18 protein-coding genes are annotated in these 22630 nt (G+C 61.8%); 13 read left to right on the top strand and 5 right to left on the bottom strand.

The features are described 5' to 3' along the window. The 4 genes from speA to HBO24_RS16440 form a co-directional block, all read right to left on the bottom strand. Entirely contained in the window at positions 1-1914 is a 1914-nt protein-coding gene (speA, locus tag HBO24_RS16455) for an arginine decarboxylase (protein ID WP_029297633.1), read from the bottom strand. 196 nt (positions 1915-2110) lie between these two features. Further along, positions 2111-2482 (bottom strand): translation initiation factor Sui1, encoded by a 372-nt coding sequence (locus tag HBO24_RS16450; RefSeq protein ID WP_029297635.1) that lies wholly within the window; start codon positions 2480-2482, stop codon positions 2111-2113. A gap of 182 nt (positions 2483-2664) precedes the next feature. Next, positions 2665-3201 (bottom strand): NUDIX hydrolase, encoded by a 537-nt coding sequence (locus HBO24_RS16445; protein ID WP_057437578.1) that lies wholly within the window; start codon positions 3199-3201, stop codon positions 2665-2667. 3 nt (positions 3202-3204) lie between these two features. Beyond that, entirely contained in the window at positions 3205-4272 is a 1068-nt protein-coding gene (locus HBO24_RS16440) for a DUF2333 family protein (RefSeq protein ID WP_057437575.1), read from the bottom strand. Between the two features lie 274 nt (positions 4273-4546). On the opposite strand from HBO24_RS16440, the gene HBO24_RS16435 reads away from it, so the two are divergent. From HBO24_RS16435 to HBO24_RS16375, 13 genes are all read left to right on the top strand, one after another. Next, a complete protein-coding gene (locus HBO24_RS16435) occupies positions 4547-6217 on the top strand; it encodes a PleD family two-component system response regulator (RefSeq protein WP_115127297.1) in 1671 nt (556 codons plus the stop codon). Positions 6218-6271: 54 nt separating this feature from the next. Next, entirely contained in the window at positions 6272-8233 is a 1962-nt protein-coding gene (locus HBO24_RS16430) for a methyl-accepting chemotaxis protein (RefSeq protein ID WP_170060006.1), read from the top strand. A gap of 300 nt (positions 8234-8533) precedes the next feature. Further along, the gene (gene aroQ, locus HBO24_RS16425) at positions 8534-8989 is read left to right on the top strand and encodes a type II 3-dehydroquinate dehydratase (RefSeq protein WP_057437567.1); all 456 of its coding nucleotides are present in this window, start codon (positions 8534-8536) and stop codon (positions 8987-8989) included. 24 nt (positions 8990-9013) lie between these two features. Next, entirely contained in the window at positions 9014-9478 is a 465-nt protein-coding gene (accB, locus tag HBO24_RS16420; RefSeq protein ID WP_057437565.1) for an acetyl-CoA carboxylase biotin carboxyl carrier protein, read from the top strand. 17 nt (positions 9479-9495) lie between these two features. Then, positions 9496-10857 (top strand): acetyl-CoA carboxylase biotin carboxylase subunit, encoded by a 1362-nt coding sequence (gene accC / locus HBO24_RS16415; RefSeq protein WP_003188188.1) that lies wholly within the window; start codon positions 9496-9498, stop codon positions 10855-10857. A gap of 273 nt (positions 10858-11130) precedes the next feature. Continuing rightward, entirely contained in the window at positions 11131-12009 is an 879-nt protein-coding gene (prmA, locus tag HBO24_RS16410) for a 50S ribosomal protein L11 methyltransferase (RefSeq protein WP_057958210.1), read from the top strand. Positions 12010-12039: 30 nt separating this feature from the next. Next, positions 12040-13248: a DUF3426 domain-containing protein gene (locus HBO24_RS16405; RefSeq protein WP_057958209.1), complete on the top strand. Its 1209-nt coding sequence runs from the start codon at positions 12040-12042 to the stop codon at positions 13246-13248. A gap of 186 nt (positions 13249-13434) precedes the next feature. Beyond that, the gene (gene dusB, locus HBO24_RS16400) at positions 13435-14448 is read left to right on the top strand and encodes a tRNA dihydrouridine synthase DusB (RefSeq protein WP_057437552.1); all 1014 of its coding nucleotides are present in this window, start codon (positions 13435-13437) and stop codon (positions 14446-14448) included. Next, positions 14445-14765 (top strand): DNA-binding transcriptional regulator Fis, encoded by a 321-nt coding sequence (gene fis / locus HBO24_RS16395; RefSeq protein WP_003186237.1) that lies wholly within the window; start codon positions 14445-14447, stop codon positions 14763-14765. The genes dusB and fis overlap by 4 nt, the downstream gene beginning before the upstream one ends. 81 nt (positions 14766-14846) lie before the next feature. After that, positions 14847-16454: a bifunctional phosphoribosylaminoimidazolecarboxamide formyltransferase/IMP cyclohydrolase gene (gene purH, locus HBO24_RS16390; RefSeq protein ID WP_057958208.1), complete on the top strand. Its 1608-nt coding sequence runs from the start codon at positions 14847-14849 to the stop codon at positions 16452-16454. A 131-nt stretch (positions 16455-16585) separates the two neighbouring features. Then, positions 16586-17878 (top strand): phosphoribosylamine--glycine ligase, encoded by a 1293-nt coding sequence (gene purD, locus HBO24_RS16385; protein ID WP_057437548.1) that lies wholly within the window; start codon positions 16586-16588, stop codon positions 17876-17878. Positions 17879-17980: 102 nt separating this feature from the next. Then, complete coding sequence (locus HBO24_RS16380) at positions 17981-20758, top strand: hybrid sensor histidine kinase/response regulator (RefSeq protein ID WP_057958207.1); 2778 nt, start codon at positions 17981-17983, stop codon at positions 20756-20758. Positions 20759-20989: 231 nt separating this feature from the next. Beyond that, positions 20990-21586: a MarC family protein gene (locus tag HBO24_RS16375; protein ID WP_057437546.1), complete on the top strand. Its 597-nt coding sequence runs from the start codon at positions 20990-20992 to the stop codon at positions 21584-21586. 8 nt (positions 21587-21594) lie between these two features. Here HBO24_RS16375 and HBO24_RS16370 read toward each other — a convergent pair whose 3' ends face one another. Next, positions 21595-22377: a hypothetical protein gene (locus HBO24_RS16370; RefSeq protein WP_120731444.1), complete on the bottom strand. Its 783-nt coding sequence runs from the start codon at positions 22375-22377 to the stop codon at positions 21595-21597. Positions 22378-22630 lie beyond the last annotated feature (253 nt).

Here is a 22630-nt window from a genome sequence, read left to right as displayed (position 1 = left end):
TCAGGAAGACAGGTACGAGGAGCGGGTCAGGCCCAGGCGCAAAGCATCCAGGAACTGCGTACGCTCCGCCGCCGTGATCTTCGCGCTGGCGCACTTGTCACGGTAGTGGGTCATCAACTCCTCCGGCGACAAGTGCACGTAGCGCAGCATGTCTTCGATGGTGTCGTGGGTCTCGATCCCGGCGCTGTAGACCGTGCCGTCGTCGCGCTGGTAGATGTTCACCGAGTCGGTGTCACCGAACAGGTTGTGCATGTCCCCGAGGATTTCCTGGTAGGCGCCCACCAGGAAGATGCCCAGCAGGTAATCTTCGCCTTCGTTCAAACCGTGCACCGGCAAGCTGGTCTCGATGCTCTGCTCGTCGACGTATTGCTTGATCTTGCCGTCGGAGTCACAGGTCAGGTCTTGCAGTACTGCACGGCGCAGCGGCTCTTCGTCGAGGCGATGCAGCGGCAGAATCGGCAGTACCTGGCCGATGGCCCAGGTGTCCGGCAGGCTCTGGAATACCGAGAAGTTGCAGATGTACTTGTCGGCCAGCTTGTCATTGAGTTCGTCCAGCACCTGGCGGTGCGAGCGCTGGCGGGCCTTGAGCGAGTTGTGCAGGCGGCGGCATACGGCGAAGTAGCACTGTTCGGCCAGGGCTTTTTCCGCGAGGGTCAGTTTGCCGTCGGCGTACTGGGCGGCCACGTCGCTCATGTAGTGGGTGGCGCGCCAGTAGGTTTCGGTGACCATTTCAATGTCGGTCGGGCCCAGCAGGTCAACCAGCCATTGCACGGTTTCCGGCAGGCTTTCCTTGTTCTCGATCACCGGCACGTCGTCGTTGTGTTTCTCGACGTCGGTGACTTGCACCACCAGCATGGCGTGGTGAGCGGTCAGGGAGCGGCCGCTTTCGGAGAAGATGTTGGGGTGCGGCAGGTTCTGCGCGTCGCAGAATTCCTTGAGCATGCCCACCACCACGCCGGCGTAGTCATCCATGTCGTAGTTGATCGAGCTGGCGTTGCGCGAGTGGGTACCGTCGTAGTCCACGCCCAGGCCGCCGCCGACGTCGATGTGGTCCACCGGCAGGCCAAGGTTGCGCAGTTCGCCGTAGTAGCGGATGGCTTCCTTGAACCCGTGCTGGTAGTCCGCCAGGTTGGCGATCTGCGAGCCCATATGGAAGTGCAGCAGGCGGATGCCCTGGTCCAGGCCCGCGGCGCGGAAGCGCTCGACCACCGACAGCAACTGCGCCGCCGACAGGCCGAACTTGGACTTCTCGCCACCGGTGTCTGCCCACTTGCTCGACGCCAGGGACGACAGGCGCACCCGCAGGCCGACCTGTGGCTTGACCTTGAGGTTGGCGGCTTCTTCGATCACCAGGCCCACTTCGGACTCTTTCTCGATCACGATAAACACGTTGTGACCCAGCTTCTGCCCCATCAGCGCGAGGCGGATGAACTCACGGTCCTTGTAACCGTTGCAGACGATGGTGCCGCCTTTCGGTGCCAGGGCCAGGACCGCCAGAAGCTCAGGCTTGGAGCCGGCTTCCAGGCCGATGGACACGTCCTGGGTGGCGATGATGTTCTCGATCACCGCTTCCTGCTGGTTGACCTTGATCGGGTACAGCGCGGTGTATTTGCTCTGGTATTCCAGGCGCTCGATGTTCGCGTCGAAGGCGCCGGTCAGCTGGCGCACGCGGTCTTGCAGGATATCCGGGAAGCGCACCAGCAATGGCAGGGACAGGCCGCTTTTGCGCAGCTCGTCCACTTGCTCGTACAAGTCGATGGGCGAGCTGTTCGGGCCGTTCGGACGGACTTCAACGCGACCGGCATCATTGATCGCGAAATATCCGGCCCCCCAATGGCGAATCCCGTAAACACTGCGGCTGTCCGCAACTGTCCATTGGCTGCCATCGTCTTTGCGTGTGCGTCGTACGGACATCGAAGTCCCCTATATAAAGTCGAAGAGCGCCACCCAAGTCAGAGGCTGGCGCAGTCTAAAGAGTGAAAATGACGATTTGCCTGTGAGAGAGGTAGACCCCGCTCGCAGGACAGAGTTTAGACACCGGTCAGGAACAGGCTCTGTGAAACCATGGAAACGACGAGCGCGCTCGTCGGTGCGGGTTTCACAGAGGCTGCTAGCCGCCGGATTTCTTCGCCTTGTAACCGAGCTTGATCAACTCGGCCAACAGCAACTCGACGTGATCGCCCTGGATTTCGATGATCCCGTCTTTCAGGGCGCCACCGGTGCCACAGCGCTTTTTCAGCACGGTGGCCAACTCCTTGAGTGGCTCGGCCGCCAGAGGCACGCCGGTGATGGTGGTCACCGTCTTGCCGCCACGGCCCTTGCTCTCGCGGCGTACGCGGGCAATACCGTCACCTTCGGGAATCAGGGTCTGTTTGCAGGTACAGGCGTCCACGGGCTGGCGACAGTCCGGGCAATGCCGACCTGCGTCGGTGGAAAACACCAGGCCACCAAGGGCGGCGAAGGATGCGGCTTTTTTGGCCACCGGCAATCCTCTTGGGAGGATGAAGACTGATCAGTGCCCGTCAACCGGCCACCAACCGCGAAGCCCCACTCAGGCAGGGGCAGCGCTACCGAACCGCCAAGGCAGTTCGGCTTGAAAAGTCGCGCAGTGTAACGGCAAAAAGCCTACTTGCTAAGAGCCAAATGGCGCCAATTTATGCAACTTTAGCGACGCGCCGCCAGATAGCGTTTTAAGGCGGCCAGGGAGTCGGGGCAATAGGACTTTTGCTCGATATCGGCCAGGACTGCCTCAATGGACATAAAACGCGCTTCCAGCACCTCTTCGGGCTGCAACTGCAGCGGCCCATCCCAGACCGCCGAAAACGCCGAGCACCAGAGCCGGTTGCCCGTATCCTCGAAAAAGAAGTGGTCGTGGGCGGTCAGTTCTACACCGCTGACGCCCAATTCTTCTGCCAGCTCACGGGCGGCCGACTGCTCGTAGGTCTCGCCAGCCCCGACCATGCCGCCCGCCGCCACGTCCCAATAACCGGGATAGATGGCTTTGCTCAGGGTGCGCCGGTGCACGCACAGTTCACCCTTCGAGTTAAACAGCATGATGTAGGTGCCGCGCCCGATCAGCCCGCGCTCGCGCAGGTCAGCACGCACCAGGGCGCCGAGCAGGTTGTCCTGCTCGTCGACCCAGGCGATGTGTTCGGCATCCGAGGCCGCGCGGTGCGCGACCTCCTTGGCGCTATCGACCATGACTCAACCCTGGTTCAGCAGTTGACGCAAGTCGATCACCGCCGCGTTGGCGCGGGAGATGTAGTTGGCCATCACCAGCGAGTGGTTGGCCAATACGCCATAGCCGCTGCCATTGAGGATCATCGGGCTCCACAGGGTTTCCTGGGACGCCTCCAGCTCACGAATGATCTGGCGCACGCTGACGGTGGCGTTTTTCTTGGCCAGCACGTCGGCAAAGTCGACTTCGATGGCGCGCAGCAGGTGGGACAGGGCCCAGGCCTGGCCGCGGGCCTCGTAGAACACGTTGTCGATCTGCATCCATGGGGTTTCCACCACTTCTTCATCGAGCTGCGGCACTTCGCCCGGCGCCAGCGTTTCGGTTTTCAGCGCGGTATTGAGCTTGACCCGGCCGACACTGGCCGACAGGCGCTGCGACAACGAACCGAGGCGGGTAGCAACATCGCCCAGCCAGTTGTTCAGGTTGTCGGCACGCGCGTAGAACAACGCGCCTTTCTGGTTGGGGTCGGACAGGCGCGCCTGATAGCGGTTCAGGGAGTTGATGCCTTCCTGGTACTCCGATTCGCTGGAGGGCAGCACCCAGCTCTTGTTGTCGAAGTTAAAGCGCGGCTCGGCCTTGGCCAGGTCGGCGTCTTCTGCCGATTGCGATTGCGAGCGGGCGAAGTCCTTGCGCAGGGCACGGGTCAGGTCACGCACCTGCACCAGCACGCCATATTCCCAGCTGGGCATATTGTCCATCCACAACCCAGGCGGGAAGCGGTCATTGGAAATATAACCACCAGGCTTGTTCAGCAGGGTACCCACCACGGTCTTGACGGTTTCGACAGTGGTAAAGCCGATGACCATTTGCTTGCCGTCTTTTTCGGCGGCAATTTGCGCGTTTTGCTGGACCGGGAACAACGCTGGCTCCTGGCTCCAATACCAGCCCAGGCCACCGGTGACCAACAGGTAAATCACCACCAGGGTCATCAGGGCACGGCTCATCAACAGATTACGAAAATAGCTGCGGGAGGCCGACTTGGGCGCAGGGCTTGGGCCTGGGGCGCTGCCTGCACGGTTTTTCCAGTCCAGCATGGCGGATATCCTTTCAGTCACTTGAGTTCAATAGCTACGACCACAACCCTACCCCATCGTGCCCGTCGGTGCGGGGCTTTTAATCAAGGTGGCGTAAAGCTGGCACTCAACTATAAAGGATGGGCGCCGATGCGCCTACGCGACCCAAGGGTCAGCAAATGAATCCACAGGACGCTGCAGTTAATTGACGTATGACACTCGTGCGAATGAAAAGAGGTGCTAGCATAGAGCCACCAGTCGACCTCAGCATGCACCCTTACCTAGTAGTCAGGATATGACCGAGCCAGAAGACCCCAGTCGTGAGCGTCTCAAGCACCACTTTGCCCAGCGGGTAATTCATCAGGCGCGTCAAATTCTTGAGATCTGGCAGCGTTTACAGCGCAGCGAATGGTCGAACGCCGAATTGAATGAACTCAGCGAGGCCAATCTGCGCCTGCTGCGTTTTGCCGAACGCTTCGAACAACCCGAGCATGGCCAACTGGCCCGGCACATCATCGAGTCGCTTAAAGCCGTGGACGAAAACCGCGGCCGCCTGAGCAGTCACCTGATCACCGACCTCAACCGTTTGATGCAGCGCCTGTCGCGGACCGGCCTGCGTCAGGGCGACCAGTTGGACCAGACCTTCCTGCCGCCGATGCGCAAGCCGATCTACGTGATGCTCGCCGATCACGACCGCGCCGAGCGCCTGGCCAAGCAGCTGGAATTCTTTGGCTTGAGTGCGCAGTCCCTGGACAGCGTGGCCGCCTTCCGTTCGTCCATGGCCGAACGCCTGCCGGCGGCGATTGTGATGGACGTGGACTTCTGTGGCGCCGGCCTGGGCCTGAAGTTGGCCGCCGAAGCCCAGGAAGGCCTGGAGCAGAAACTGCCGCTGCTGTTCTTCAGCCTGCACGAAACCGACACCCCCACCCGCCTGGCCGCCGTGCGCGCCGGTGGCCAGGAGTTCCTTACCGGGACCCTGGAGGCGTCGAGCCTGCTGGAAAAAATCGAGGTGCTGACCTGCGTCGCCCAGTACGAACCCTATAAAGTGTTGATCATCGACGACTCCCGCGCCCAGGCGATGCACACCGAACGCCTGCTCAACAGCGCCGGGATCGTCACCCGCACCCTGATCGAGCCGATTCAGGCCATGGCCGAGCTGGCGGACTTCCAGCCCGACCTGATCATCCTCGACATGTATATGCCAGCCTGTACCGGCACCGAGTTGGCCAAGGTGATCCGCCACAATGACCGCTATGTCAGCGTGCCGATCATTTATCTGTCGGCCGAAGATGACCTGGATAAACAGCTGGACGCCATGAGCGAAGGCGGCGACGACTTCCTCACCAAGCCGATCAAGCCGCGCCACCTGATCACCACCGTACGCAACCGCGCCGCCCGCGCCCGCCACCTCAAGGCGCGGATGGTGCGCGACAGCCTGACCGGCCTGTACAACCACACCCATATCCTGCAACTGCTGGAAGACTGCAGCTTCCGCTCGCGCCGCGAGAACAAGCCGTTGAGCTTTGCCATGCTCGACATTGACCACTTCAAGCGGGTCAACGACAGCCACGGCCACCCCATGGGCGATCGCGTGATCAAGAGCCTGGCGCTGTTTCTCAAGCAGCGCCTGCGCAAGACCGACTACATCGGCCGTTACGGCGGCGAAGAATTCGCCATCGTGATGCCCGACACCGACCTGGACGCCGCTTGCAAAGTGCTCGATGAAATCCGTGGGCGCTTTGCCGAAATCCACTACCCGGCCCAGCCCCAGGACTTGTGGTGCACCTTCAGCGCCGGAGTGGTCGAGCTGTGCGACGGCTCCGACAGCCTGATGATGGCCGCCCAGGCCGACGAAGCGCTGTACCGGGCCAAGGACGCCGGGCGCAATCGCGTGCACGCCGCAGGCACATCAAGGCAAAGTGCCACCTTTTCATCGGATTCCACTCAGTCCGTCATAACGCTGTAACGAAAACGCAATAACTTCAGGCACTTATTCTTCCGCCGTTGGTTGAAACCACGCATGCGCCTGAAGCTGCTGACAAATCTCAATACCCTTCTGCTGGTCGCCGTTTGCCTGGCCCTGGGCGCTACGCTCTGGTGGTCGCAACGGGCGCTTGAACGCCCTTATGTGCTGATGGAGCGCTACCTGGGCCTGTCCCAAGCCTTCCAGAACCAGACCGCGCGCAATATCGACGACTATTTGGCCAGCGGCGATGCCTTGCGCCTGAGCGCTGCCGGCCATAGCCTGGAAAGCCTGGCGCTGAACCTGGACGAACTGCCGCCTGAGCTGAGCGAAAAATTGCGCCCCGGCTTGCTGGACCTTGAGGGTTTCAGCAAGACCGACCTGCTGGCCGCCGGCAAGCTGGCCGGCGACCCACAAGCCTTGCTGCTGCAAGCCGAGCGGGAGCTGGGGGCCAATCTGGAGCAACTGAGCCAGTACGCCATCGGCGTCAGCTCACCGGACGCGGCGCGTTATCTACCACCGTTGCTCGCCGCCGCGCAGCATCTGGGGCGGCTATCCCTGGCGCGGGACAAACTGGTGAGCAGTGGGCGCAGCGAGCTGGCGGCCGATGTGGAGCGTGAACTGGCCAACATCCGCAGCCAGGCGGACTTGATTGAGCAGCTACCACTGTTGGGCGTGACCGCCAGCAGTGCCTCCAACAGCGATGATTTTTCGGCGTTGATGGGCCTGGAAAGCAGCGAAACCACGGTCGCCGAAGACACCGGCGTAGGCCTCAAGCGCGAGCTCAACAGCCTGCTCACGCGCTACCCTTCCGAACTGGCGCGGACCCGCGAGCAAATCCAGAAACGTACCGAACTGGCCGCCGCCACCCACCTGAAAATCAACACCGTGCAGCACGCCATTGCTGCGCTGGAGCCCGAAGTGCGCGCCCAGCACGCTCGAATCCAGGGCGAAGTGCGGGTGATCCAAGGCGTAATGATTGGCCTGATCCTGCTGATCGCCCTGCTCATCGACACCCTGCAACGGCGCCTGGCGCGGGTGCTGACCAGCCTGGCGCCGGCCCTGTCGACCTGGGCCGAGGGCGACTTCAGCCAGGAGATCGCCCTGGGTGCAACCAACCGTGAACTGCATGATATTGAAGCCTCGCTCAATCGCCTGCGGACTTACCTGGTGAACCTGGTGGGCACTATTCGCGCAAATGCCGAGCAAGTGGCCGGCAGCAGCCGCGCCCTGGCCGAACTGAGCGGCGGCCTGCATGACGGCGCCGAACGCCAGGCCGGGGACACTGCGCAAATCCGTGATTCATTGGGCGAGTTGGAGGCCACTATCCAGCAGGTCGCGGGTGACGCCAGCCAGGCCGCCGGGGCCAGCCGCAGCGCCGGCGAGGCCGTGGAGCATGGGCAACGGGTGATCGGCTTGAGCCTGACCGGCCTGCACGCGCTGGTGGGCGAAGTGCAGGGCAATGCGCAAATGATCGAGAAACTCGCCGAAGAGTCCGCGACCATTGGCAACGTGCTCACGGTGATCCGCTCGATTGCCGAGCAGACCAACCTGCTGGCGCTCAACGCCGCCATCGAAGCCGCCCGCGCCGGCGAGGCCGGGCGTGGGTTTGCCGTGGTCGCCGACGAAGTACGCTCCCTGGCCCAGCGCACGGCGGGCGCCACCGCCGAGATCCAGACCTTGATCGCCGGCCTGCAAACCGCAGCACGGCAATCGGTGGAAGGCATGCGCGCCCAGGTCGAACACGCCGAAGCCACCGCCCAGCAAGCCGAAGCGGCCGACGGCGCACTGGACGAAATCGTCGGCGCGATCCAGACCATTTCCGACACAGCCATCCGGATTGCCGATGTAACGGCCCAGCAGAGCGGCGCGGTCAGTGAGATCCGCGATAATAGCGAGCGCATCCACCAGTTGGGTGAGGACAACCTGTTGCGCATTGGCCAGGGCCGCCGCCAGGGCGAACATCTGTTGGTGCTCGGCGGGCAACTCAACACGGCAGTGCAGGCATTTCGCGTCTGATTCCATCCTCCAAATCAGACGGACATCAAAAATGTGGGAGCGGGCTTGCTCGCGAATGCGGTGTATCAGTCAACCTATCCATCACTGACCCACCGCATTCGCAAGCAAGCCCGCCCCCACATTTGATCTCCTGTGTACTCGCAACCGTGTTACCAATGACCGGATCCAAGGCCCTAGTCACAAATTTTGCGCAATCCTCGCTAATCGTGCTGGCTATTGCAGAGAACTGGACAGTCACAAAGGCTTTGCGGCATAGTCGCCGGGTTCTGACGTACCCACATCAATAACAAGGAACAGCCGATGGCGACCTTACTGGTTCTGCACGGACCCAACCTGAACCTGCTCGGCACCCGCGAACCGGGTGTGTACGGTGCAGTCACCCTCGAACAGATCAACCTCGATCTGGAGCGACGGGCCCGTGAAGCCGGCCACCATCTGCTTTACCTGCAAAGCAATGCCGAGTATGAATTGATTGATCGCATTCACGCCGCGCGCAGCGAAGGCGTGGACTTTATCCTGATCAATCCCGCCGCTTTTACGCACACAAGTGTTGCTTTACGTGACGCGCTGCTGGCGGTGAGCATCCCATTCATCGAAGTGCATTTATCGAACGTGCATAAACGCGAAGCTTTCCGCCATCACTCTTACTTCTCCGACGTAGCGGTAGGAGTGATCTGCGGCCTTGGCGCCAGCGGTTACCGACTGGCCCTGGAGGCCGCCCTGGAACACATTGAAGAACAGGCTAAACGCCCCTGACCGACCCTTGGGAGTTGATGATTCATGGATATCCGTAAAGTTAAGAAACTGATCGAACTGCTGGAAGAATCCGGTATCGACGAGCTGGAAATCAAGGAAGGCGAAGAATCCGTACGGATCAGCCGTCACAGCAAGACCCCGGCCCAACAGTTCTACGCACCCCAGATGCAAGCGCCGGCGCCTGCCGCTGCTGCTCCAGCCGCCGCACCTGCTGCTAGCGCTGCACCTGCCGCACCTGCTGCCCCTGCGCTGAACGGTTTCGTGGTCAAGTCGCCAATGGTCGGTACTTTCTACCGCACCCCGGCACCGACCTCGCCAGCCTTCGTTGAAGTGGGCAAGACCGTGAAAGTGGGCGACACCATCTGCATCGTGGAAGCGATGAAGATGATGAACCACATCACGGCCGAAAAAGCCGGCGTCATCGAATCCATCCTGGTAGAAAACGGTCAGCCGGTTGAGTACGACCAGCCGCTGTTCACCATCGTTTGAACCGCGGAGCGCCTTCGATGTTGAAACCTGCGAAGAAACTGCAAAAAGTCCTGATCGCCAACCGCGGCGAGATCGCGCTGCGGATCCTGCGCGCCTGTAAGGAAGAGGGCATCAAGACCGTCGCTGTTTACTCGACGGCCGATACCGAATTGATGCACGTGAAACTGGCGGACGAAAGCATCTGCATTGGCCCGCCACTGGCCACGAACTCGTACCTGAAGGTCTCGAACATCATCGCCGCGGCTGAAGTGACCGGCGCTGACGGCATCCACCCTGGCTACGGCTTCCTCGCGGAAAACGCCGATTTCGCCGAACAGGTGGAAAAATCCGGCTTCGCCTTCATCGGCCCGAAAGCCGAGACCATTCGCCTGATGGGCGACAAGGTGTCGGCCAAGGACGCGATGATCGCAGCCGGCGTGCCAACCGTTCCAGGCTCCGACGGCCCACTGCCGGAAGACGAGGAAACCGCCCTGCGCATTGGTCGCGAAGTCGGTTACCCGGTGATCATCAAGGCCGCCGGCGGCGGTGGTGGTCGCGGCATGCGCGTGGTGCACAAGGAAGAAGACCTGATCGAAGCGGCCAAGCAGACTCGCTCCGAAGCGGGTGCCTGGTTCGGCAACCCGATGGTCTACCTGGAAAAGTACCTGACCAACCCACGTCACGTGGAAGTCCAGGTACTGTCCGACGGCCAGGGCCACGCCATCCACCTGGGCGACCGCGATTGCTCGCTGCAACGCCGTCACCAGAAAGTCCTGGAAGAAGCTCCGGCACCGGGCCTGGATGAAAAAGCACGTCAGGAAGTCCTGGCACGCTGCGTCAAGGCTTGCATCGATATCAACTACCGTGGCGCCGGGACTTTCGAGTTCCTCTACGAGAACGGCCGCTTCTACTTCATCGAGATGAACACTCGTGTGCAGGTAGAGCACCCGGTTTCGGAGATGGTCACCGGTATCGACATCGTCAAGGAGATGCTGAGCATCGCCGCTGGCAACGTGCTGTCCTTTACCCAGGACGACGTGAAGATGCACGGTCACTCCCTGGAGTGCCGGATCAACGCCGAAGACCCGAAAACCTTTATCCCGAGTCCAGGCCTGGTCAAGCATTTCCATGCACCAGGCGGCAACGGCGTTCGCGTCGATTCGCACCTGTACAGCGGCTACAAGGTTCCGTCCAACTACGACTCGCTGATCGGCAAGCTGATCACCTGGGGCGCCACTCGCGACGAGGCCATGGCCCGTATGCGCAATGCCCTGGACGAAATCGTGGTCGACGGCATCAAGACCAACATCCCTCTGCATCGGGATCTGGTTCGTGATGAAGGCTTCTGCGAAGGTGGTGTGAACATTCACTACCTGGAACACAAGCTGGCCAACCAGTAAGTTTGTGCTCCACCCACAAAACCGCCTTCGGGCGGTTTTGTCGTTTATGCGCACACAAGAACACCACAAAACCCTGTAGGAGCTGGCTTGCCTGCGATAGCGGTAGGCCAGGCACTGATGAGCAAGCTGACACCCCGCCACCGCAGGCAAGCCAGCTCCCACATTTGGCTCCCATGCTGTCAGTGGTGTCGTCTTCTGGCCTGCTCTCGCGTAAACTTGCGCCCTTTCGCAGCCCCACCCCGCTGCACACTCATTTTTTCAAAGGTGCCCGCCATGCCTTGGCTGCAAGTCCGTCTCGCCATCAGCCCAGAACAAGCCGAAACCTATGAAGACGCGTTCCTCGAAGTCGGCGCCGTGTCGGTGACCTTCATGGACGCCGAAGACCAGCCGATTTTCGAGCCTGAGCTGAACACCACGCCGTTGTGGTCCCACACCCACTTGCTGGCCCTGTTCGAAGACGGCACCGACGCCAGCAGCGTGTTTGCCCATATGGAACTGCTGACCGGCGGCCCGCTGCCCGAGCACCATAGCGAAGTGATCGAAGACCAGGACTGGGAGCGCAGCTGGATGGATAACTTCCAGCCCATGCGTTTCGGCCAGCGCCTGTGGATCGTACCAAGCTGGCACGCGGCCCCGGAGCCTGAGGCGGTCAACCTGCTGCTGGACCCGGGCCTGGCGTTCGGCACCGGCACCCATCCGACCACCGCCCTGTGCCTGGAATGGCTCGACGGCCAGGACCTGCAAGGCTGCAACGTGCTGGACTTCGGTTGCGGCTCGGGCATCCTGGCCATCGCCGCGCTGTTGCTGGGCGCCAAGGAAGCCGTCGGTACCGATATCGACGTGCAGGCCCTGGAGGCCTCCCGCGATAACGCCGGGCGCAACAACATTCCTGAAGGCAAATTCCCACTGTACCTGCCGGAGCAATTGCCTCAGGTGCAGGCCGATGTATTGGTCGCCAATATCCTCGCCGGGCCGCTGGTTTCGCTGGCTCCGCAACTGTCGAGCCTGGTCAGGCCCGGTGGGCGCCTGGCGCTGTCGGGGATCCTCGCCGAGCAGGGCGAAGAAGTCGCCGCCGCCTACGCCCAGGACTTCGACCTGGACCCCATCGCCAACCGCGATGGCTGGGTACGCATCAGCGGTCGTCGGCGCTAGAATGAGCGCCTGCATGAATCGGATGGCCGCATGACCGACAGTTTCGTCACCCAGTGCCCGCATTGCCAAACCCGCTTCCGCGCCAGCCATGCTCAATTGAGCGTGGCCCGTGGTGTGGTTCGTTGCGGCTCGTGCCTGCAAGTGTTCAATGCCGCCCGGCAACTGCTGGAGCAACGCGCCCACGCGCCTGAAGCGCCGGCTGCCGAAGCCCCGCCACGCGCCATCAGCCAGAAGCAATGGACCGCCGAAGAGCTGGACCTGGACCACCTGAACCTCGACGAAGAATTGGCCAAGCTCGAGCGCCGGGAGATCCAACACACCCAGCCCCAGGGCAGCGACCGCCGCCAGGCCGGCGCGGACCGTCGGCAAAAAGACGAGTCGATGATCGCCAGCCGCGATACGGTCAAGGCTGAAGAAGAACAGTGGGCCGCCAGCCTGTTCAGCGACCCGCCGGACGAACGGGCTGCGACAATCGCCCACACCGAGGAAACCGTCGAACCAGCCCCGGCCCCCACGGGCAAGCCCCAGCGTACCGAGCCCTCGATGTCCTTCGACATTCACGAGGTGGACGATGAGCCCGTGCTGCGTGCCGACGACGCTCTCGACCCGCCCGAGCCAACGCTCAGCAGCGAGCCGGACGAACCCGAGCCTGAACCACGCCGCAAGCGCACACGCGCCACGGGCAACGTCCATGACGAGATGCTGCAGGACCTGGAAGACGACCCGCTGCACCTCTACGCCGGCAAGCGCCCCGCCGGCTGGGGCCGCCGCCTGCTCTGGCTGACCCTGGTGCTGCTGGCCGCCGCCGCCCTCGCCGGCCAGTACATTGCCTACCAGTTCGACGACCTGGCCCGCCAGGACAAGTACCGCCCATGGTTCCAGGAACTGTGCCCGAAACTGGGCTGTACCGTGCCGTCGCGGGTGGATATTGCCCATATCAAGAGCAGCAACCTGGTGGTGCGCAGCCATCCGGAGTTTGCCGGCGCGCTGGTGGTGGATGCCATCATCTATAACCGTGCGACGTTCTCCCAGCCGTTCCCGCTTCTGGAGCTGCGCTTTGCCGACCTTAATGGCCGGATGATCGCCAGCCGGCGCTTCAAACCCGCCGAATACCTCAGCGGCGAGTTGGCCGGCCAGACCGAGATGCCGTCCCAGACCCCGATCCATATCGCCCTGGACATTCTCGACCCAGGCAACAAGGCCGTGAACTACAGTTTGAGTTTCCACTCCCCCGAGTGATTGATTGCGCGCGTCAAGGTTCGGACGGCAGGTTATTGACTTGCTCGTCCACGACCAAACCGCTGGCGATAAGAAAATAACTGCTCAGATTTTATCCAATTCAGCCTTTAACCAGTCATCGAGAGCGGGTATCATGCCAACCCTTTTTCGAACTCTAATGATCCGGCCCCACAACAGGGAAGTCCTATGTCGGCGGTACGCATCGGCCCATATACATTGCCAAACGCTTTGATTCTCGCCCCGATGGCGGGCGTCACTGACCAGCCCTTTCGTCAGCTGTGCAAACGTTTGGGGGCAGGGCTTGTAGTCTCGGAAATGGTCACCAGCGACATGAGCTTGTGGAACACCCGCAAATCGCGGATGCGCATGATCCACGAAGGTGATCCCGAGCCCCGCTCGGTGCAGATCGCCGGCGGTGATGCGCAAATGCTGGCGGATGCAGCCCGAGCCAACGTAGAGCTGGGTGCACAGATTATTGATATCAACATGGGTTGCCCGGCAAAAAAGGTCTGCAACAAGGCCGCCGGTTCCGCCCTGTTGAAGGATGAGCAGTTGGTGGCCGAGATCCTGCACGCCGTGGTGGGTGCAGTGGATGTGCCGGTTACCCTGAAGATTCGCACCGGCTGGGACCGGGACAACAAGAACGGCCTGACGGTGGCGAAGATCGCCGAACAGGCAGGCATTGCAGCATTGGCGGTGCATGGCCGCACCCGCGCTGACCTTTATACCGGCGAGGCCGAATACGACACCATTGCCGCGATCAAGCAGGCAGTGTCGATTCCGGTCTTTGCCAACGGCGACATCGACTCGGCCGAGAAAGCCCGGCGCGTATTGCACGCAACCGGTGCCGATGGCCTGTTGATCGGCCGGGCCGCCCAGGGGCGGCCATGGATTTTTCGTGAGATCGAGCATTTCCTGCGTACCGGCGAAATCATGCCGGCACCGGGGCTGATCGAGGTGGAACGTATTCTGCTAGAGCATCTGGCCGCCCTGCACATCTTCTATGGGGACGTGATGGGCGCGCGCATTGCTCGCAAGCATGTGGGTTGGTACCTCGCAACCCTGCCCGGCGCCAAAGAGTTTCGCACCGGGTTCAATCGTTTGGATGAAACGCAAGCACAGGTCACCGCCGTTCGTGAGTTCTTTGCCGAACGAGACAAGAGCCTGAGAGCAGGGGACGGAGAAGGGGTGGCCGCATGACGATGATGACCGAGACTTTAGTGAGTGGAACAACACCCGTGAGCGACAACGTCAATTTGAAACAGCACCTCAACACGCCGAGCGAAGAAGGCCAGACCCTTCGCGGGAGCGTCGAGAAAGCGCTGCACAATTATTTCGCCCACCTTGAGGGCGCGGCCGTCACGGATGTGTACAACCTGGTGCTCTCCGAAGTCGAGGCGCCCTTGCTCGAAAGCGTGATGAACTACGTCAAGGGCAACCAGACCAAAGCCAGTGAGCTGCTGGGCCTGAACCGTGGGACCCTGCGCAAGAAGCTCAAACAGTACGATTTGCTGTAAGCATTCAATCAAACCAGAAAGGCGCCCGCGTAAAACCGGTCGCCTTTTTTGCTGACTCCTTTGCTTTTGATGGAAATTGAGATGACCGACCAGACTACCCGCCTGCCGATCCGCCGCGCCTTGATCAGTGTTTCCGACAAGACCGGGATCCTCGAATTTGCCCGGGAGCTGGAAGCCCTGGGTGTGGAAATCCTCTCCACGGGCGGGACCTTCAAACTGCTGCAGGACAACGGCGTGGCCGCAGTAGAAGTCGCGGACTACACCGGTTTCGCAGAAATGATGGACGGTCGGGTCAAGACCCTGCACCCGAAAATCCACGGCGGCATCCTCGGCCGTCGCGGTATCGACGATGCCATCATGAACGAGCACGGCATCAAGCCGATCGACCTGGTGGCCGTCAACCTCTACCCGTTTGAAGCCACCATCAACAAGCCAGGCTGCGACCTGCCGACCGCTATCGAGAACATTGATATCGGCGGCCCGACCATGGTGCGCTCGGCAGCCAAGAACCACAAAGACGTGGCCATCGTGGTCAACGCCAGCGACTACGCCCAAGTATTGGAAAGCCTGAAAGCTGGCGGCCTGACCTACGCCCAGCGTTTCGACCTGATGCTCAAGGCCTTCGAACACACGGCGGCCTATGACGGCATGATCGCCAACTACATGGGCACCGTGAACCAGGCCGCCGAGACCCTCAGCACTGAAGGCCGCAGCCAGTTCCCGCGTACCTTCAACAGCCAGTTCATCAAGGCCCAGGAAATGCGCTACGGCGAGAACCCGCACCAGAGCGCGGCGTTCTACGTGGAAGCCAAGCCTGCCGAAGTCGGGATCGCCACCGCGACCCAACTGCAGGGCAAAGAGCTGTCCTACAACAACGTGGCTGATACCGACGCCGCGCTGGAATGTGTGAAGAGCTTCGTCAAGCCGGCCTGCGTGATCGTCAAGCACGCCAACCCGTGCGGCGTGGCCGTGAGCCCGGACGCTGAAGGCGGGATCCGCCAGGCCTACGAACTGGCCTACGCCACCGACACCGAATCGGCATTCGGCGGCATCATCGCCTTCAACCGCGAACTGGACGCCGAGACCGCCAAGGCCATCGTCGAGCGTCAGTTCGTCGAAGTGATCATTGCCCCATCCGTCAGCGAAGAGGCCCGCGCCATCGTCGCCGCCAAGGCCAATGTGCGCCTGCTGGCCTGTGGCGAGTGGTCGGCTGAGCGTGCCGCTGCCTGGGACTACAAGCGCGTTAATGGCGGCTTGCTGGTGCAGAGCCGCGACATCGGCATGATCGGCAGCCAAGATCTGAAAGTGGTGACCAAGCGCGCACCGACCGAGCAAGAGATCAACGACCTGATCTTCGCCTGGAAAGTAGCCAAGTACGTTAAGTCCAACGCCATCGTCTACGCCAAGAACCGTCAGACCATCGGTGTCGGCGCCGGCCAGATGAGCCGCGTGAACTCGGCGCGTATTGCGGCGATCAAGGCCGAACACGCCGGCTTGCAGGTGGTCGGTTCGGTGATGGCCTCGGACGCGTTCTTTCCGTTCCGTGATGGCCTGGACAACGCTGCAAAAGCGGGCGTGACTGCGGTGATCCAACCGGGTGGCTCGATGCGTGATGCTGAAGTGATTGCCGCCGCTGATGAAGCCGGCATTGCCATGGTCTTCACCGGCATGCGCCACTTCCGTCACTGATTGATCGCGCCCACGCTCCGCGTGGGTGCGCAGCCCGGGACGCTCCGCGTCCCTCGGACGCAGAGCGTCCGTAGAGGCATTCCCACGCAGAGCGTGGGAACGATCAACTAACAGAATTTGAGGTTTTTGAAATGAATGTTTTGATCATTGGCAGCGGTGGCCGTGAACACGCCCTGGCCTGGAAAGTCGCCCAGGACCCTCGCGTCCAGAAAGTCTTCGTCGCGCCCGGCAACGCCGGTACCGCCATTGAAGCCAAGTGCGAAAACGTCGCCATCGACGTCTTGGCCCTGGAGCAACTGGCCGACTTCGCCGAAAAGAACGTGTCCCTGACCATCGTCGGCCCTGAAGTACCGCTGGTGGCCGGCGTCGTGGACCTGTTCCGCAGCCGTGGCCTGGACTGCTTCGGCCCTACCGCTGGCGCCGCCCAGTTGGAAGGTTCGAAAGCCTTCACCAAGGATTTCCTGGCTCGCCACAAGATCCCGACTGCCGACTACCAGAACTTCACCGAGATCGAGCCCGCCCTGGCTTACCTGCGTGAGAAAGGCGCCCCTATCGTGATCAAGGCCGATGGCCTGGCCGCCGGTAAAGGCGTGATCGTGGCGATGACCCTGCAGGAAGCCGAAGACGCGGTGCGCGACATGCTCGCCGGCAATGCCTTCGGTGACGCCGGTTCGCGGGTGGTGATCGAAGAATTCCTCGATGGCGAAGAAGCCAGCTTCATCGTGATGGTCGACGGCAAGAACGTCTTGCCGATGGCCACCAGCCAGGACCACAAGCGCGTCGGCGACGGCGACACCGGCCCGAACACCGGCGGCATGGGTGCCTACTCCCCTGCCCCGGTGGTCACCGCCGACGTGCACCAGCGCGTCATGGACCTGGTGATCTGGCCGACCGTGCGCGGCATGGCCGATGAAGGCAATGTCTACACCGGCTTCCTGTACGCCGGGTTGATGATCGACAAGGCCGGCAACCCGAAAGTCATCGAGTTCAACTGCCGCTTCGGCGACCCGGAAACCCAACCGGTGATGCTGCGTCTGCAGTCGAGCCTGGTACTGCTGGTGGAAGCCGCCCTGGCGCAAGCGCTGGACAAGGTTGAAGCCCAGTGGGATCCACGCCCAAGCGTCGGCATCGTGCTGGCCGCCGGCGGCTACCCTGCCGACTACGCCAAGGGTGACCTGATCCAGGGCCTGGACGCCGCGGCTACGCTGGAAGGCAAGGTGTTCCATGCTGGGACCGCGCTCAAGGATGGCCAGGTGGTTACCGCCGGTGGCCGCGTGCTGTGCGCCACCGCCATGGGTGCCAGTGTCGATGCCGCCCAGCAGCAAGCCTACAAGCTGGCTGCAAAAATCGACTGGCAGGGCTGTTTCTACCGCAAGGACATCGGCTATCGCGCCATTGCCCGTGAGCGGGGCGAGAGTCAGTAAACAGCTATCCGTTCGGCTAGGCAGGGGCCTTTGGCCCTTGCCGTCCCATTACGGTCCCGCGCATAGTTAACCCCGTGCATTAACCTACGAAGGGATTTCGCCGTGCGCTGGCTCAGGATCGCCATAATCTTCACGGTCAGTCTGCTGACCCTGCTCTGTCTGTTGCCGGCCCAGGCCGTTGCGCAAGGCAGTGGCTGGGCCGTATTGCTTGATGAACAGGCCGACCTGCAATTGAGCGATATTCGCTCGCCACGCTACATCAACCAATTCAGCCCTATTGAACTGGAACGGATCACCGCCGCCGAACCCAACGGTGCGCTATGGGTACGTTTCAAGCTGCAACCCGGCAAGCACGAGCAAGTGCTGCGGGTCTTCGCGCCGGACCTGGCGCATCTCAATCTGTATGTGCTGGACGGCGACACGCTGATTGAGCAGATCAACACCGGCACCCGCCAACCCCAGGCCGAACGCCCACTGCCCAGCAGCGAATTCATGCTGCCCATGCCCCAGAGCCAGAAGCCCCTGGATGTGTATGTGCGCCTGGTCTCGGAGCATGAGCTGCGGCCCTACCTGACCCTGGAACCGGCCGTGCAGGCCGCCGCCAACCAGACCCAGACCCTGGTCTACGGCCTGTTGTTCGGCTGCCTGCTGATGCTGATCCTGCACAACCTCACCCGCTACGCCTACCATCGCTCGCGCAGCAGCCTGTGGCTGGCGGCCTGCGAAGTGCTGCTGATGCTCAGCCTGTTGCTGTTGCTCAACCTGCTGGGCCCGTGGCTGCCGAACTGGCAGGCGGTGCAAACCCCGGGCGCCTACATGGCGTTGCTGCTGACCGCGCCATGCGGCCTGATGTTCGCCTACCGTTTCTTCGCGCCATTGGGCCCGCACCCGCTGAACAAGTTGCTGATGGCGGACATCCTGTTGATCGTGCTGTGCGGCCTGTTGCTGCTGTTCGTCAACACCCTGCCGCTGAATATCATCACCTACGCCCTGGTGGCGCTGGCCGGCCTGAGCATGCTGTTTGTCTCGGCCTACCACTGGCAAAAAGGCTACCGGCCGGCACGCCTGTTCCTGCTCGCCATGGTGGTGTTCAACACCGGCACGCTGATTATCCTCCCGGCCCTGCTGGGCCTGACCCTGGTGGCGCCGCAAGGCCTGATCATCACCTTGCTGGCGGTGATCTGCGTCAGCGGCCTGTTGATGAGCCAGGCCCTGGGCGAGCGCCAGCGCAGCATCGTCGAGGATCGCTTCAGCCTCAGCCGCGACCTGGCTGCCAGCAATGCCGAAATTGCGGCCAAGGCCGAGTTCCTGGCGAAGATCAGCCACGAAATCCGCACCCCCATGAACGGCGTGCTGGGCATGACCGAGTTGCTGCTGGGCACGCCGCTGTCGGTCAAGCAGCGCGACTACGTGCAGACCATCCACAGCGCCGGCAATGAACTGCTGACCCTGATCAACGAGATTCTCGACATCTCCAAGCTCGAGTCCGGGCAGATCGAACTGGACGATGTGCAGTTCGACCTCAATGCCCTGATCGAAGACTGCCTGAGTATTTTCCGCGCCAAGGCCGAGCAGCAGAACGTCGAACTGATCAGCTTTATCCAGCCCCAGGTGCCACGGGTCATCAGTGGCGACCCGACGCGCCTGCGCCAGGCCCTGTTGAGCCTGCTGGAAAACGCCCTGCAAAAGACCGACGAAGGCGAAGTGCTGATCGTGGTCGCCCTGGATGAGCGCAGCAGCAAACCGCGCCTGCGCATCGCCGTGCAAGACAGCGGCGTGCCGATGGAGGCCGCCGAGCGCGATGCCCTGCTGCACAGCGAACTGCACAGCAAGAACTTCCTCTCGGCCACGCGCCTGAGCGGCCACCTCGGCCTGGTGATCGCCCGCCAGCTGATCCTGTTGATGAATGGCGAGTTCGGCATCAAGGCGGGCAGCCAGCAAGGCAGCACCCTATGGCTGACCTTGCCCCTGGACCCGGAGCGCCTGGAACACCCGACCTCCGACCTCGACGGCCCGCTGCAAGGCGCGCGGGTGTTGGTGGTGGACGACAACGACACCTGCCGCAAGGTGCTGGTGCAGCAGTGCACCGCCTGGGGCCTGAATGTCAGCGCCGTGCCATCGGGCAAGGAGGCCCTGGCCCTGCTGCGAACCAAGGCACACCTGCGCGACTATTTCGATGTGGTGCTGCTGGACCAGAACATGCCCGGCATGACCGGCATGCAACTGGCGGCGAAGATCAAGGAAGACCCGAGCCTGAACCACGACATCCTGCTGATCATGCTCACCGGCATCAGCAATGCGCCGAGCAAGATCATCGCGCGCAACTGCGGGATCAAGCGCATCCTGGCCAAACCAGTGGCGGGCTACACCCTCAAGACCACCCTGGCCGACGAGTTGACCCAGCGCAGCAAGGGTGTGGTCCAGCCGCGCCATGCCGCGCCGAACGTCCCCGTGACCATCACCGTGCCCAGCGATTTCCGCATCCTGGTGGCCGAAGACAACAGCATCTCCACCAAAGTGATTCGCGGCATGCTCGGCAAGCTCAACCTGCAACCCGACACGGCCAGCAATGGCGAGGAAGCCTTGCAGGCGATGAAGGCCCAGCGCTATGACCTGGTGTTGATGGACTGCGAAATGCCGGTGCTCGATGGCTTCTCCGCGACCCAGCAGTTGCGGGTCTGGGAAGTCAGCAACCAGCGCACCCGCACGCCGGTGGTGGCGCTGACCGCGCACATCCTCTCGGAACACAAGGAACGCGCACGCCAGGCCGGGATGGATGGGCATATGGCCAAGCCGGTAGAACTGTCGCAACTGCGCGAGCTGGTGGAGTACTGGGTGACACAGCGCGAGCAGCCGCAGGAGCAGGTGCACACGTCCTGAATCACCACACATCCCTGTGGGGGCCAGAGCTGGTTTGGGGGAACTGGCTTGTGTGGGAGCTGGCTTGCCTGCGATGCAGGCACCCTGGTTTTCCAGTTGCACCGAGGTGATGCTATCGCAGGCAAGCCAGCTCCCACACAAGCCCACTCCCACATTGGTTCGCAGTCGCGCCTTCTGGCCCACAAGCCTGATAAACTCCCCCTCGCCCTTCCTTCGCTGTGAGCTCCCACCATGCTCCACGTGTTGTTCAGCGTTTATTTGAAGATGCTGGTGCTGTATAGCCCCTTCTTCGTCCTGTCCTGCTTTATCAGCCTCACCCGGGGCTATTCCAGCAAGGAGCGGCGACGCCTGGCCTGGAAGGTCGCCCTGGCGACGCTGGTGTCGAGCGTGTTGCTCTACCTGTTTGGCCGGGTGATTTTCAGTGTATTTGGCATCACCGTGGACGCCTTCCGCATCGGCGCCGGCAGTGTGCTGTTTATCTCCGCCCTGGGCATGGCCCAGGGCAAGTCGGCAGTGCAGACCGACAATGTGCAGCAGGACGTGACTATCGTCCCCCTGACCATCCCCTTGACCGTCGGCCCCGGCACCATCGGCGCACTGCTGGTAATGGGCGTCAGCCAGCCCCATTGGGATGACAAGCTCATGGCCATTCTCAGCATCGCCCTGGCCAGCCTGACAGTGGGCGTGGTGTTGTATCTGTCCAACCGCATCGAACGCATCCTCGGCGACCAAGGGCTGCAGATTGTCAGCCGCCTGATGGGCTTGTTCGTCTGTGCGCTGGCGGCGCAGATCATCTTTACCGGCGTACGCGGTTACCTGGTGCCCTGAGGCCCCGGTCAGATCCGGTATTGGGCGATGGCCAGCAAGACCTTGTCGCCCGCACTCTCACGCAACTGCTGGAGGGTTGCGTCGTTGACCACGGCAGGGTTGAGCATCAGGCAGGTCTGGCCGCTGTAGGCTTCGACCGTGGAGCTGTCCCATTCAAAAAACGGCACCCCCACTTTCTTGCTGACGCCCTGGGCGCTGTAGGTCACCAGCACCATCAACACCTCACCGTCGACCTCGGAACAGGACGCCAGGCCAAAGTCGCCGCCCTCATGGTTGACGATGTTGCGCTTGAACAGATCAAAGGGTGCCGACAGCTGTTTCAAGGCGTCGAAAGCATCCGCCGCCAATTTGGGCAGCACCATCGCCAGGGAGCCTGACAGAAAAGTCGAGGCCACCGTGGAGGTGATGATATTCAGCGCCGCCACCTGCACGCTCAGCCCCTTCACGGAGGTGGTGACGCGCTCGAAACTGCTGCGTATCGGCAGCCACCCCAGGTTACCCATGACCTTGATGAACTCGTCGTACCAGGCCTGCGTGCCGCGCCCCACTTTCAGCACATCACTCACGTAGCTACTGGCCAACAGGTAACTCTTGCGGGTGTATTCCTTGTTGAGGCGGCTCATGCCCGCGACAAACGAAAACACACTGTTATTGATCACCGCGCCATTCAGGTCGCCGTCAGCCTGCACCGGCGCCGGCGAACCCGCCGGCCGGCTGCTCAGCGGCAGTCGGTACGCTGCGATCAGCTTGTTCTTTTTAGCCAGATTGATTCGTTTATGTTTGCGCTCCATAACTGTTTCTCCACAAAAACCCACATGGGCTTACAAGAAACACTAGTCGCGTGATTGAACTTTTTTCAGGGGGTACGCAGAGCGTCATTTCACCGTAGGAAAAATCAGAGTTTGTTGCACCCCGCGTAAATACTGGGGATGGGGTGACGCCTGATAATCGCAGGCTTACTTTCTGCAACTGAAAGAGAGGAACCGTTAATGGCATTGCGAAATGACGCGGCAGAACACAGAGGTTTCTGTCATCAATGATTAG

This window comes from Pseudomonas sp. WS 5410 (genome assembly GCF_012985645.1).
Lineage (GTDB): Bacteria > Pseudomonadota > Gammaproteobacteria > Pseudomonadales > Pseudomonadaceae > Aquipseudomonas > Aquipseudomonas shahriarae.
This window is presented reverse-complemented; position numbering and strand designations above follow the sequence as displayed.